The 13769-nt window shown below is 51.7% G+C and carries 10 protein-coding genes; 7 read left to right on the top strand and 3 right to left on the bottom strand.

The annotated features are described in order from the left end of the window. Nucleotides 1–13 precede the first annotated feature (13 nt). On the bottom strand, nt 14–652 hold the full coding sequence (locus UNDKW_RS19255) for a TetR/AcrR family transcriptional regulator (RefSeq protein WP_162060020.1): 639 nt from the start codon (nt 650–652) through the stop codon (nt 14–16). Between the two features lie 101 nt (nt 653–753). Between UNDKW_RS19255 and UNDKW_RS19250 the strand changes: the two genes are divergently transcribed. The 7 genes from UNDKW_RS19250 to UNDKW_RS19220 all read left to right on the top strand — a co-directional run bounded on the left by UNDKW_RS19250 (nt 754) and on the right by UNDKW_RS19220 (nt 13225). Then, a complete protein-coding gene (locus UNDKW_RS19250; RefSeq protein ID WP_162060019.1) occupies nt 754–2214 on the top strand; it encodes an efflux transporter outer membrane subunit in 1461 nt (486 codons plus the stop codon). A 713-nt stretch (nt 2215–2927) separates the two neighbouring features. After that, complete coding sequence (locus UNDKW_RS19245; protein WP_162060018.1) at nt 2928–4433, top strand: DUF4214 domain-containing protein; 1506 nt, start codon at nt 2928–2930, stop codon at nt 4431–4433. A gap of 458 nt (nt 4434–4891) precedes the next feature. Next, nucleotides 4892–6361, top strand: coding sequence for a DUF4214 domain-containing protein (locus UNDKW_RS19240; protein WP_162060017.1), 1470 nt, complete (start codon nt 4892–4894; stop codon nt 6359–6361). Between the two features lie 70 nt (nt 6362–6431). Continuing rightward, on the top strand, nt 6432–8288 hold the full coding sequence (locus UNDKW_RS19235; RefSeq protein WP_162060016.1) for a DUF4214 domain-containing protein: 1857 nt from the start codon (nt 6432–6434) through the stop codon (nt 8286–8288). Nucleotides 8289–8407: 119 nt separating this feature from the next. Beyond that, complete coding sequence (locus UNDKW_RS19230) at nt 8408–10438, top strand: DUF4214 domain-containing protein (protein ID WP_162060015.1); 2031 nt, start codon at nt 8408–8410, stop codon at nt 10436–10438. 187 nt (nt 10439–10625) lie between these two features. Next, complete coding sequence (locus tag UNDKW_RS19225) at nt 10626–12587, top strand: ankyrin repeat domain-containing protein (protein WP_162060014.1); 1962 nt, start codon at nt 10626–10628, stop codon at nt 12585–12587. After that, complete coding sequence (locus tag UNDKW_RS19220; protein WP_162060013.1) at nt 12584–13225, top strand: hypothetical protein; 642 nt, start codon at nt 12584–12586, stop codon at nt 13223–13225. Before UNDKW_RS19225 ends, UNDKW_RS19220 begins: the two co-directional genes overlap by 4 nt. Here the strand turns inward: UNDKW_RS19220 and UNDKW_RS19215 are convergent. Then, nucleotides 13222–13521, bottom strand: coding sequence for a cyclic-phosphate processing receiver domain-containing protein (locus UNDKW_RS19215; RefSeq protein WP_162060012.1), 300 nt, complete (start codon nt 13519–13521; stop codon nt 13222–13224). The two genes, UNDKW_RS19220 and UNDKW_RS19215, sit on opposite strands and share 4 nt — an antisense overlap. Further along, nucleotides 13518–13664 carry a hypothetical protein gene (locus tag UNDKW_RS19210; RefSeq protein ID WP_162060011.1) on the bottom strand — a complete coding sequence of 49 codons (147 nt, stop codon included), beginning with the start codon at nt 13662–13664 and terminating at the stop codon, nt 13518–13520. Before UNDKW_RS19210 ends, UNDKW_RS19215 begins: the two co-directional genes overlap by 4 nt. Nucleotides 13665–13769 lie beyond the last annotated feature (105 nt).

The raw sequence follows: 13769 nt of genomic DNA, 5'->3' as shown, positions 1-13769 counted from the left end.
ATATTTTTCGTATTTATGGTGAAAGACTGCGCAAGACCAGACTGGACAAATGAGCTGGCGCGTCATCAGTAGAATCCAGGCTGTGCTGCAAGATCAATGGGTTGAGATAAGGGCGAATCACCAGGTAAATCGCCGCCGCCGCCTCATCAAGCGGGGTCTTGCGCTCAAACTCATCCATCTCGCGCCCCTGACGCAGAATGTCTTCCAGCATGAGCTTTATCCGCTCCTCATAGGTACGTACGGATTCCCAACGTTCGGTAGCAGCAGAGGCCGCAATGTCATATAGCCTGCGGTCTTCAAAAAATAGGCGAAGGCTGGATTCGACGATAGTCTTGAACATGCGGCGTAATTTTTCTGGCGGGTGCTTGACCCCGTCAACGGCAGTTCTGACATCCGCTTCAATCTCACGCAGGCAATTTGCGCAAATCAGTTCGCCAATGGCCTGCTTGGATTCGAAGAACTTATATATATAGGCTTTGGAAAAACCGATGGCCTTGGCAAGGTCAGAGACGGTGGTCTTTTCGTAGCCATACAGGCGAAAGTGCCCGGTAGCCGCAATGATGATCTGATCCCGCACTTCGTGATCGACCGGACCCCGGGCTGTGCTCGGATGCGCGGTCACTGTGGTAGTTGTGGTGGTTGTTTTGCTCATATTCGATAGCTTACCTCTTAAATTTGGTTTGCACAACTTGTGACCAATGTGTGATATAGTCACTAAATGCTTCGCCCCTTTTCACTTCCCGGAAGATGCTCATGTCGATCAAACGCTCTCTCTTGATGTTCATCGCCACCAGTCTTGCAGCGGGTTGCGCTGTCGGACCGGATTACCGTCAACCTGCCCCCGCTATGCCAGACCGCTACCTGGGGCAAACTGCGATTGAGCAGCGGCATGCCAAAGCCTCCGCCGACTTCATCGCCTGGTGGGAGGGATTTGGCGATCCGCAACTGACCCGCTTTGTAACACTGGCGTTGGCGCAAAATCTGGATCTTGCCCAGGCGTCCGCTCGTGTCGCTCAGGCACAAGCAGGGCTTGGCGCCGCGAATGCTGCGTTGCTGCCTTCCGGCACCATCAATGCCCAGGGCGCACGCGCCTACCAGTCGGTTGAAACACCGCTGGGACAAGTCTTGAATTCAAAACCCAATTTCGATCGCCACGGCAACACTTACGAGGCTAACCTCGGCGTAGGCTGGGAACTGGATGTATTCGGCGGTGTGCGTCGCGGTCGGGAAGCGGCACTTGCTGAATATCAGGCTTCTGAAGCGGGAGCCACGGCGACACGACTGGCGGTGGCAGCACAAACCGCCGACATCTATATCAGTATTCGCGGACTGCAAGCCCGCCTGGACATCGCTCGCAAACAAGTGCAAACGCAACAAGACCTGCTCGCCACCGTCAATCTGCTATATGGCAAGGGACTGACGGCTGAACTTCAAGTACGACAAGCCGAAGCTGCGCTGGCCCAAGTGCGGGCATCGGTGCCTATCCTCGAAACAGGCTTGGATACGGCCATGAATGCACTGGATGTCATGTTAGGCAAACCGGCTGGCACCTACCGGCTTGAGCTGGCAAATGCGAGTGTTATTCCAGTTGCACCGCAGATCGCATCCACTGGTGCGCCAGGTGATTTGCTCAGGCGTCGGCCCGATCTGATCGTGGCAGAACGTCGCCTGGCTGCGTCGAACGCCCGTATCGGCATGGCGATTGCCGAGTACTATCCCAAGCTTTCCTTTGGTGGAATGATAGGCAGCGCGACATCGGTGTCTGGCGGCAACCTGTTCACCAGCGGTGCAAGTCAGGCAGCAGGCGTGCTGGGTCTTCGCTGGCGTCTGTTCGACTTTGGCCGCATCAACGCACAGATTGATCTGGCCAAGGGGCAAGAAGCCGAAGCGCTGGCGGCTTATCGGCTCGCCGTGCTAAGCGCTACCGAAGACGTAGAAAATGCATTTTCGGCCCTGGTCAAGCGTGAGGATCAGGCTGACATACTTACTCAAGGTGTCGGCTCGCTTAGTCGGGCGAGAGGTGCCTCGTATGCGGCATACCAGAAAGGCGTCGTCAGCCTGATCGAAGTCCTGCAAGCCGACGAAAACTTGCTACGCGCCACCGATATGCAAGCGCAAGCGCGAACCGAATCAGCCCGTGCTGCGGTCGCCGCATTCAAGGCACTGGGTGGCGGTTGGCAACCCGGTCAATCCGATGCGGTAGCAACGAGATAGCTCGAGTGCACATCAGCGGCTGTGAAGAAGTGTTGGCATGCTATCTTAGACTTGCTACTCGTCTGGTAAAACAATTTTAAGGACTGTTGCGAAATTAACCTGGCCTTGGCGGCACCGGACCATCTTAATCCCGCAACAGCTACTCAATGGCCAAGCCCCCATTCATGCCGGGCATATGGCCCTGAATAACAAGAATATTGCTGATGTCATCCTTGATCGCCCGATTCACAGTTATCATGCGTTGCAACTTGAAGGTGGATCGTTCAGAGAAAATCGAAGAAACTCCTCAATTAACGCTCCAAATTATCAATTCTGACTTTAATGAATCTTAAAGCGGCGGCGGCCAAAGGAAATAAATGGTTTTCATAGCAAAACGCAGACTTTCATTACAAGACAATGTGCTGCCGCGGACTATAAGCCCATAGCCTATTTCGACAGGGGCATGAAACACGAGCACAGGACATCATTTTTTCGTTCTCACAATTTTGCATGAGTCAGTTTTTTTGGGGGCGCAATCTGGTGCAGCTGAATTACAACTCAGCTACAACTCAGTTACAACTTAACTACAATTTAAACGTAACTTAAATGCAATAGTGATGCTTGCAGCAGACATGAAACACGGCGAGCGCAGGCAGGTCACTGATTTCAAGATGCGTTTGCACTTCGAACTTGAATCCGCCCTTTAATTGAAGCCTTTAATGAAGGTCAGCAAAATGGCTAATGTAGATAATCTTGATACCCTCGGTGTACGTCACGCATCCGGTCTCAAATCCGGTTTGAATATCATCCAGGCAGCCGTTGATACCACGCCGCCTGTTCTCAATTCCCTAATCATCCCGGCCAGCATCAACCTGGCGAATGGCAATGCGCCCTTATTTATAAGGGCTGGTGCGACCGACGTCGGTTCGGGTGTTGCCAGCGTCATGATAGAGCTTGATAATTTCATCGCCTATGATGTCAAGATACATGGCGGCACCCTGAGTGCCTTTGTGATTGATGGACAGGATGACAGCTGGTCAGACGGCTTATCCAGCCAGACCTATACCATCGCCAGCAACAACAAACCCGGCGACTATCATGTACTGCGCGTGCAGGTGATAGACAATGCGGGCAATAGCACCACCTATGAAGCAGCACAACTCAAGGCCATGGGGGTGAACACCACCATCAGCGTGCTGGCGACAGCAGACACTGCGCCACCGACCGTGCTCTCATTTACCCCGGCAGCCACAGGCAATGTAGTGCAGGTCAATGGTGACCTGGTGTTCACATTCAGCGAAGCCATACAGGCGGGCACGGGCAAGATTGTTCTCAAGGATGGTGCAGGCAATATTGCTGCCAGCATTGATGCGGCTGGCCCCGGTATCAGCATTGCAGGCAATACCCTGAGCATACATCCCGGTACGGCGCTGGCATTTGATACCAACTACACCATCAGCCTGCCCGCTGGCAGTATCAAGGATCTGGCTGGCAATAGCTATGCGGGTTCCAGTGCCTCCAGTGCGTATTCCTTCTGGACTGCATCCAATCCGGCCCAGGTCGGGCTGACCATCAACGGCACTGATGGTAATGATGTACTGACGGGCAGCAATCTCAACGACAATATCTCGGCAGGTGCGGGGAATGACCGCATCATCGCCAGCCCCGGCAATGACAGCATCTTTGGCGACAGCGGGCTAGATACCCTGGTCTTGTCCGGCAAAATGACCAACTACACGGTATCTGGCACGCCTGCCTATTTCATCCTCAAAGATAATGTGGGTAATGATGGCAGCGATTCAGTCGGCCTGGTAGAGCGCCTGCAATTCACCGACGTGACGCTGGCCTTTGATCTTAACGGTGTAGCTGGCCAGGCTTATCGCCTGTACCAGGCCGCATTTGGTCACAAGCCTGATCAGGCAGGCCTGGGATACTGGATACAGGCCATGGATAAAGGCGCCAGCCTCAATGCTGTCGCGGCTGCCTTTGTGCAGTCAGCAGAATTCCAGCAACTGTATGGCGCCAACCCCAGCACCACGACCCTGATCAACAACTTCTATCAAAACGTCCTGCACCGCGCACCAGACCAGGCAGGTTTTGAATACTGGTCCAGCCAGATTAACCAGGGTCTGGTTACACCTGCCGCTGCACTCGCGAGCTTTTGTGAAAGCGCAGAAAACCAGGCTCAGGTTTTGGGCCAGATACAGCAGGGCATTGTATATACGATGTGGGTGGGTTGATATGATGACAGTAGATGAAATTAGATGAAATCAGTTGAAATGTGGGGCGGCCTGAATTGCGTCGCCCTCATTTCAACTTTTGCTGACGGAATACTTGTGGAATACTTGTTCCTCGTTTTATCTGACTTCACCAATACAAAGCTGTAAGAAAAATTGCCGGACTTTTGTTCAGCCACTGCGCTGGCAGTCCGTGCTTTGCATCCTGCATACAAACATTTCTTTTCCTTATCCCCCTCTTCATCAGTGTTATTGCCGCCTCCGTTGCAGGCATCACAAAAATTTCCGCTCGCTTTCAACTTACTTTCAAATTGATGAGTGAAAACTATTTCAGTTCACCTTGAATGTAAAATTTGAAATAGAATATTACATTCACTTACATCTGTTCCTGCGCAAAGCAAAAGCAATAAAACCTGGGCTAAATATGCCTTTTCCAATTATTAGCTCTGAAAGACAGTGGCATGGCCTATCTCGTTGGTGTTGATTCCTTTACAGATGAAAAAACCTATGGTTATGATTCAAGTGGTGTGAACCAGATATTCAGGGTGCAGTTGGGGAGAAATTCTTTCGGCAAGCTGTCTTCTTTTGATACAACGGATTGGTATGAACTTGATCTGGATGGACCTGGCAGTTTTAATCTGATTGTATCGACCGATAGTAGCAATAACTACTTTTTCAATACCTGGACCAGCTCCAGTATCGGTGTGAAGATAGAAATCACTGACCGCAATGGCAATGTGTTGTCTGGCACCCAGTCTGCCATCGCCAGATCCAGTTTGGATGGCAACATCAACTTCAGCTACACCGGCTCATACAGCCATGGCGATTTTTATGTCAAGGTGAGCAACCTGGGTTTTAGCAATGCGGATTATGTGCTGAATTTAAGTACACGTACCACCTTGCTGGATGTCACGCCACCAACGGTATTGTCGTTCATGCCCACACAATCCGGCACGGCTGTACCAATCAACAGTGACATCATCCTCGGCTTTAGCGAAGCCATACAACGTGGCATCGGCAGTATTGTACTCAAGGATGCGGCGGGCAATATCGTCGCGAATTATGATGCTTCGTCCAGCTCCAATCTGAGTATCTCAGGCAGCACTCTGATAATACATCCGAGTGCCGCACTGTCCTATGGCACGACTTACAGCATCAGCATTAGTGGTGGCAGTATCAAGGACCTTTCTGGCAACAGCTATGCAGGCACCACCGGCTATTCTTTTTCAACGATAGTCAATCCTGTCTCAGTTGGCGCCAATATCAATGGTACTGCTGGCAATGATTATTTAACCGGGACCAGCGGCAACGACAATATTTCAGCTGGTGCAGGTAACGATACCATCTTGGGTGGCGCTGGCAATGACAATATTGCTGGCGGTAGTGGTCTCGATACCCTGGTACTTTCAGGAAAAGGCGCGAACTATACGCTGACTGGCACGGTGGGCAATTTTATTGTTAAAGATAATGTCGGCAATGATGGCACTGATAATGTGACGCAAGTTGAACGCTTGCAATTTGCCGATGTCGCGCTTGCCTTTGACATTGATGGCGTCGCCGGGCAGGCATATCGCATCTATCAGGCTGCATTTGGCCGTCAGCCTGATCTGGCAGGGCTAGGTTACTGGATCAAGGACATGGACAAGGGTTCCAGCCTGACCACGGTGGCTGCAGGTTTTTTCCAGTCGGCAGAATTCAAGCAACTGTATGGCAGCAACCCCAGCACTAATACCCTGATTACCAATTTTTATCAAAACGTGTTGCACCGCGCCCCGGATCAGGCAGGATTCGATTACTGGAATAACCAGTTGAGCAAGGGCTTGATTACGCCCGCCGGTGCACTCGCCAGTTTTTGTGAGAGTACAGAAAACCAGGCGCAAGTCATAGGGCAAATTCAAAAAGGCATCGCTTATATAGTGTGGCCGGCTTGAATAGCATCCTTTGTTTTTTTGATGGCTTGAATGAAGTCGCCACCATTTTTTATCTTTAAAGGCCAGTTTTATGTCCTATGTTTACGGTTTGAATTCGAATGCGGATGAAAGAACCATCACCATCGATTCATTTAACCGCAGCACTGTTTACAAGCTGGGCAATGGCAAGCGCTCATTTGGTAAATTGTCTGCTACGGACACAACAGACTGGTATGAGCTGGACCTGGATGGGCCGGGTATTTATTCTATCGTCGTGTCGAATGATGCCCTGAACAATTACCGTGGCAATACCTGGGACTCTACCTATGCCGGTGTCAAGATAGAGATCACCGACAGCGCAGGCAATATACTGTATAACCTGACGCCCGCCATTGCGCAGACCTATAACGATGACGGCATCAAGTTCATCTATTCAGGTGGCTATAATCACGGCGGCTTTTTTGTCAAGGTCAGCAATCTTGGCACTACCAATGCTGACTATGTGATTGGTCTTAGCAATGCCGTGGTCAAGGACGACGTGAAGCCGCCTGTACTCAATTCCATCAATATTCCATCCGTCGTCAACCTGGTCAAGGGTGATGTGATCATAGATATGAAAGCGATTGCCACGGATTATGAATCGGGCGTGCGCTATGTTTCCATCATTACTGATCCGCCACTGACCCATGATGTAAAAACCGATGGCAGCCTGTATGCTGGTCTAGTACTCGGTGGTTTCAAGGACCCCTGGGTCGATGGCACGACCAATCAGACATTTACCATCGCGGGCAATAATCCGAATGGCTATTACAATGTCACACGCATAGAAGTGGCTGACATGGCAGGCAATGTCAACGTCTATAATGCCGCGCAGTTACAGAAAATGGGCATCAATACTTCTATCCGCATAGTGGGGCAGGGTGATACCACAGCGCCGACAGCAGTATCATTTTCACCTACGCAGTCTGGTAAGTCCGTACCCATCAATAGCGATATCGTGGTCACTTTCAGTGAAGAGATTGCGCGTGGTTCTGGCCACATCCTGCTCAAGGATGGTACAGGAAAAACTGTTGCCGATTTTGATGCGGCCTTCAGCACCAACCTGACCCTGACTGGCAATAAGCTGACGATACACACGAACAACCCGTTGTCCTATGACACCACCTACAGTCTCAGTATCCCCGATGGCAGCATCAAGGATCTGGCTGGTTATAATTATGCGGGCACCAGCAGCTACCAGTTTTCTACTATCGGTAATTTTGTTGCCCCCGGCCTCAACATCAATGGCACGGCAGGCCCTGATTACCTGACTGGTACCAGCGCCAGCGACACTATCTCTGGCGGTGCCGGTAATGACACCATCATCGGTGGCGGCGGCAATGACAGCATCTCTGGCGGCAGCGGGCTTGATACCCTGGTCTTGTCAGGCAAACTCGCCAACTACTACGGATCAGGTACGCTCGATAACCTGGTGTTGAAAGACAATGTCGGCAATGACGGTACCATCACCATGAGCCAGGTAGAACGCCTGCAATTCAGCGATGTTGCCTTGGCCTTTGATACCGACGGTGTCGCTGGCCAGGCTTACCGCATCTACCAGGCCGCATTTGGCCGCAAGCCTGATCTGGCCGGTTTGGGTTACTGGATCAAAGACATGGACAAGGGCTCCAGCCTGACCACGGTGGCCGCTGGTTTTTTTCAGTCAGCAGAATTCCAGCAACTGTATGGCAGCAACCCCAGCACCAATACCCTGATCACCAACTTCTATCAAAACGTCCTGCACCGCGCACCGGACCAGGCAGGTTTTGATTACTGGTCCAACCAGTTCAGCAAGGGCCTGATCACCCCCGCCGCTGCACTCGCCAGCTTTTGTGAAAGCACAGAAAACCAGGCGCAAGTCATAGGGCAGATACAGAATGGGATAGTGTATACGGTGTGGGCGGGGTAGGGGGATGTATCTGCGCCGTTGAAACCGCCGCTGAGATTACAATGCCAAAGCGGAATTCACTGTTGATGTGCACCCTTTATATCCGGAAAATTCAAACTGCGAACTGATAGAAAAATACCATGGCGACTTACATACCCTATTTCCCTCAGACCCCGATTACCCGGGCCATGTTCAATTTTGACGGGGTTGCGCCTGGCCTGATTAATTACATCTTGTCTGGATATATCCGTGTCTCGGTGTCGGATAGTTTTACCAATGATGTGATGCAGGGGGGCAGTGATTATCCTTGGACGCAAAAGCAGATCAATAACATCAGTGCGATACTGGATATCTATTCGCAGTTTGCCAATCTGTCGTTTTCCAGCGTGGTGGATTATGACACTTATGGCGGTTATTCATTGGTGACGCCTGCAGTGGTCGGGCAGGCGAATTTGTCGGACATCAATATCAACTGGCAGAATCTGAAGAATGTCAGCTACAGCGCCAAATCAGGTGCCAATGACGACAGATTGTTTGGCTATGTGGGTGGGGCCGGTGATATCGTGCTCAATCAGGCTTCGCCCGATTTTGGTGGCGATTATTCACTGGACCTGACCACGGTGGCAACCCAGACCCTGATGCATGAACTGGGGCATTCTTTGGGCCTGTCGCACCCGCATAGCTCTTACAGTAACGGCGTGCCTGTGATCACCAGTGATTATGCCGCGACCCAGTACCTGGGTTTTGATACCCTGGGTTTTAATATCAAAAGTGCGAAGGACATGTACAAGGAATATTTTTCCATCATGTCTTATGATGACCAGAACCATTCATCATTTCTGCACGCGTTTACACCCATGATCCTGGATGTGATTGCTTTGCAGCAGGCCTATGGCGAAGGCAAGGGTACCAGTGGCAGCGGTGACGATACGATAGTCGCTGGCACCGACGGTTACCGCACCTATTTTGACAAAGGTGGTGTTGATACGGTTGATTTATCGATGTACACCCAGGGCGCTTATTTTGAGATGGGCGTGAAGATCGTCAGTGCCTCGCACCTGGTAGGTGTAGCGATGAGTTATTACGATGCGTCAAATACCATCGTCAATGGTGGTGACCCCGTCAGTTTGCGCTGGCTTTATGGCGAGTATGAAAATGCCATAGGATCAGCCGCTGCTGACATTATCGCGGGCAATGATCTGGCCAATAATATCCGGGGTGGTGGCGGCAGCGATTTGCTCGGTGGCATGGGTGGCAATGATGTTATCTATGGCGATGCAGGCAACGACAGTCTTGAAGGTGGTGGCGGTAACGACACGCTGATCGGTGGCGATGGTGATGACCGTTTTGACTGGCTGGCAGACAACCGAGACGGCAATGACCTGATGATGGGCGGCAGGGGCGACGATGACTATGTGCTCGACAATAGCCTCGACAAGATCATCGAAGTTGCCAACGAGGGTTTTGATACTGTCTGGGTCAATTTCAATGCCTCGATAGTCAATTATGCGAATGTCGAATACCTGCATGCTTATGGCAACACGGGCGTTAGCCTGTTGGGCGGGGCCGGTAATGACCTGATCTCGGGTGCGGGTGGTAACGATACGATAGATGGCGGTGCGGGTAATGACCTGGCGCTGTATAGCGGTACTGCATCAAGATACACCATTACCAAGTCCGGCAACACGGTCAGCGTCAAGGATACTACCGGGCAGTTGGGTACCGATACACTGTTGAATGTCGAGCAGCTCAAGTTTGATGATCGTCACTATGTGACTTTTGATGTCAAGGGCATCGCGGGCCAGGCTTACCGTTTATACCAGGCGGCATTTGACCGCAAGCCTGATTTTGCTGGCCTCGGCTACTGGATCAATGATATGGAACATGGGTCCAGTTTGACAACGGTGGCAGCAGGTTTCTTCTCTTCTGCCGAGTTCCAGAAACTGTATGGCAGTAATCCCAGCACCACGACCCTGATCACCAATTTCTATAACAATGTCTTGCACCGTACACCTGACAAGGCAGGTTTTGATTATTGGGCCAATGCGCTTAACAGCGGTGCAATTACACCAGCCGGGGCGCTTGCCAGTTTTTGCGAAAGTACAGAAAATCAGGCTCTGGTCATCGGGGTGATACAGAACGGCATAGAGTATGCAGGCTGGCTGGGTTAATTACTCCAGGCTTTGTTTGTCATAAAAAACCAGCTTTACTGCTGGTTTTTAATTTGAGCGTGTGATTTTTACTTCTTGAATATGACGGCAATATGACATTATTGCCGCAAAACAGCCTGTTGCAAGTAACCATCAGTGTTGCATCGCAGATATTGCAGTGCGCAAAACGGTTTGCTACATTGCAGCCATGATAAAAACAAAAAAAATAGTCAGTCAATTAGGTGGCAGTTTATTTGCCTTGATCTTTGTAGTTGGTTTTGGTCTGGGCGGATGGTACGGTGGGGTTTTACCCATGGCCCAGCAGTTGCAGGGCTGGTGGCGCGCCGGTAACATGGTGGCGGTGCAGGCCAGAATCGACAAGCTGGAGCTGCGTGAGCATCGCTCTGAAGATGGCCCCAGCTACTCAGTTGATGCCGAGTTTGTATACCAGTTTGACGGCAAGACTTATCGCAGCAAACGTATCAGTGTCGGCGGCGATAGCAGCGATGGTTACAACGGCTACAATCGCAGTACCCATGCCAGCCTGCTGCAAGCCCGCAGCAATGATCAAAGCGTCACCCTCTGGATAGACCCGCAAGACCCTGCCTTTGCCGCGTATGACAGGCAATTGCACATCAAACGTCTGATTTTCCTCATCCCTTTCGCCACCTTGTTCCCGGCTGTCAGCCTGGGTGCCTTGTGGGCGATCTGGGCGATATGGTTCAGGCGTGATGACGATGAAGAGACCACGCCAGGGCTGCCAGGCTTCGCCAGTGCCACAGGAAAGTCTGACTGGCAAGAATTACATCCCGCACCATCCGGCGCTGGTGGTCTGGGCTTGTTTGCCCTGTTCTGGAATTTGATCAGTTTTCCAATTGCTGGCCTTTTCATGATGGACAGGGCGAGCCATGGTTACTGGCAATATCTGGTCTTGCTGTTCCCCGCACTGGGTGTGCTGATGATTGCGGGTGCGGTCTGGCTGGCTTATTCCCGCTGGCGTGTGGGCAAGCCGCGACTGACTCTGGCTAAACAGCCTCATACCGGCATAGAGAATTTATCCTTGCGCCTGCATTTTGATCCACCTCTCGGGCAACGCATGGCTACTGGAGCCAGTCACTACATGGTAAAGGCAGAAATCCATTGCGAGCATGAGGACCGGCGGGGAGAAGACACTACTACCAAGAGACTATGGGAGCAAACGCTTGCCGAGCAAGTTGTCATGCATGGTGCGCAAAGCATGGATTTTACGATCAGCCTGCCTGCAGACATGCCCGCCAGTGGCAAGCAAGAGCATAAAGACATTGAAGTGATCTGGAACTTGCAGCTTAATATCCTTGGGGCCGACCTGGTCTTCAAGCTGCCCGTACAGCAAGGGCTGGGGGAGAAGGCCAATGCCCGCGACCTCATCGCCAAGCAATACCGCAGTCATGAGCAGCGCATTTATGGGCTGCCTCAAGCACCAACTGACAACAGTAATCAGACCAGGCGCTGGGTTTGGTTTTCTGCGATCTTTTTTATTCCTGTCGTGGCATCGGTATTTTTTATCTTCGACCTGAATGACCTGCGGAACTTGGCAGGATCTAGTAGCGCCGGGGCCGACAATGTAGCCATAGAAACCCTGGCGCAGTTAAAAGCCAGGCTCGATGCCGGCGGCGATGTCAACGCCAGGGATGCAAGCGGGCGTAGCCTGCTCATGCAGGCGGCTGATGACAATGACATTGCCAAAGTGCGTTATCTGCTGCAAAAAGGCGCGCAAGTCGATTTAATGACTCCAGTGGACGCCGATGGTAATGGAGGACGCAGCGCCCTGTTTGCCGCCATTCACAATGACGGTATCGAGATCGTGCAAATGCTGGCCGACGCCGGTGCTGACCTGAGTCGTCCAGGTAACAAGGTATGGACGCCCGCCCATTACGCCGCCTACAAAGGCGCCCTGAAAAGCCTGCGCTTCCTGCATGAACGCGGAGTCGCCATGGACCAGACTTTCGATGGTGGCCGTGGTTCTACACCCCTGATGATTGCTGCCCAATACAATCGACTGGACGTGATCAGCTTCCTGCAACTGGCAGGCGCAGACCGCAGCAAGAAAGACTTGTACGGCGAAGACGCCTGCGGCTATGCACGCTATTTCAAACAGGCGCAGGCAGCGGCGGCGCTGGGGTGCTCATGAGCACATTTTTAGCGGTCGCCAACCATAGTAGGCAGGGCCAAACCGATGAGTATATACACGCTGAAAGCGCAGATCATAAGATTGTCGTTGCCTCCATTGTCTTGCTGATTGTCAGTACTGCTTTTGCCTTGCTAACAGGCAGAGCATGTGCCAGTAGCTGCGGCACAGGAGAGTATCTGGTGATACTTTCCCCGGCACTGGGTATCATGCTGCTGGTTTATGGATGCGGGCAGGTTTACTTGCGTAAGCGCCTGGGTGACTTGTTATTGCAATTGACGCAGCCCTTGTATCCGGGTTGCAGCGATGTGCCAGTCACCTTGTATTTCATTGCAGGCCTGGGGCATGGCATGCGCCGCTCTGCTGAGACTTACCCTTTGGCACTGGAGGTCGTCTGTACCCATGAAGATCGTAGCGGTGAGAACGCAAGCACAAAAATCTTGTGGTCGAAAAAGTTCAAGGACAGCCACATCGCCCACGGCACAGGTGTACTGGATTTCACGCTCCGTCTGCCTGCAGACCTGCCAGCCAGTGGCAACCTGGGCCGCACAGAGATCAAGATCATCTGGAAATTGCAGGTCAAAATGCTCGGGACCAAAGTGAGTTTTGTCTTGCCCGTGAAGCTGGCGACAGCTAGCTAAGTCTTTTGCAGATGCCTCAAAATACTCTGTATGCCCGCTTCCATTTTTTGCCGGGCAGAAGAATTAGCCGAATGCACGCACATCTCCTGCGGCGGTATAAAGCCCGTCGTCATGACCGCTTCTTCTATCCATAACACCACGTCGTAGCCTGTGCCGTGTTCGTCGTCGCCCAGATCATGATCGAGGCTCAGGTGAGTGACTTCACCTGTTTTTAGCAAGGCGATTGTATCTTCCGGCCAGTAGGTGCGCGCCCATCCATCCGGGGTTGTTCTTTCGTCGTCGAGATAAACTTTCATGTATTCTCAGGTTCATATTTTTGGAAAGTATTGTTCAGTGTATCAAAGGCAGCATTGCTTTTCTTCAGGTCGTGTTCCTGTAATTTTTTCTGTTCTTTAGAAATGCCCTGTAACTTCTGTTGATGCTGATTGAATTGTGTCATGGTGGCCTGGTCTTGTAAGATCAATTGCTCACTCTGTGTTACCCAGACCGTGGCAGCAATAGACTGCTACAACATTGGTCAGTAGCATTGATAGCAAGCAGTGCG

Origin of the sequence: Undibacterium sp. KW1 (assembly GCF_009937955.1) — a bacterium.
Taxonomy (GTDB): Bacteria; Pseudomonadota; Gammaproteobacteria; order Burkholderiales; family Burkholderiaceae_D; genus Undibacterium.
Note: the sequence above shows the minus strand (reverse complement) of the source record. Positions and strands in the feature narration are given on the sequence as shown.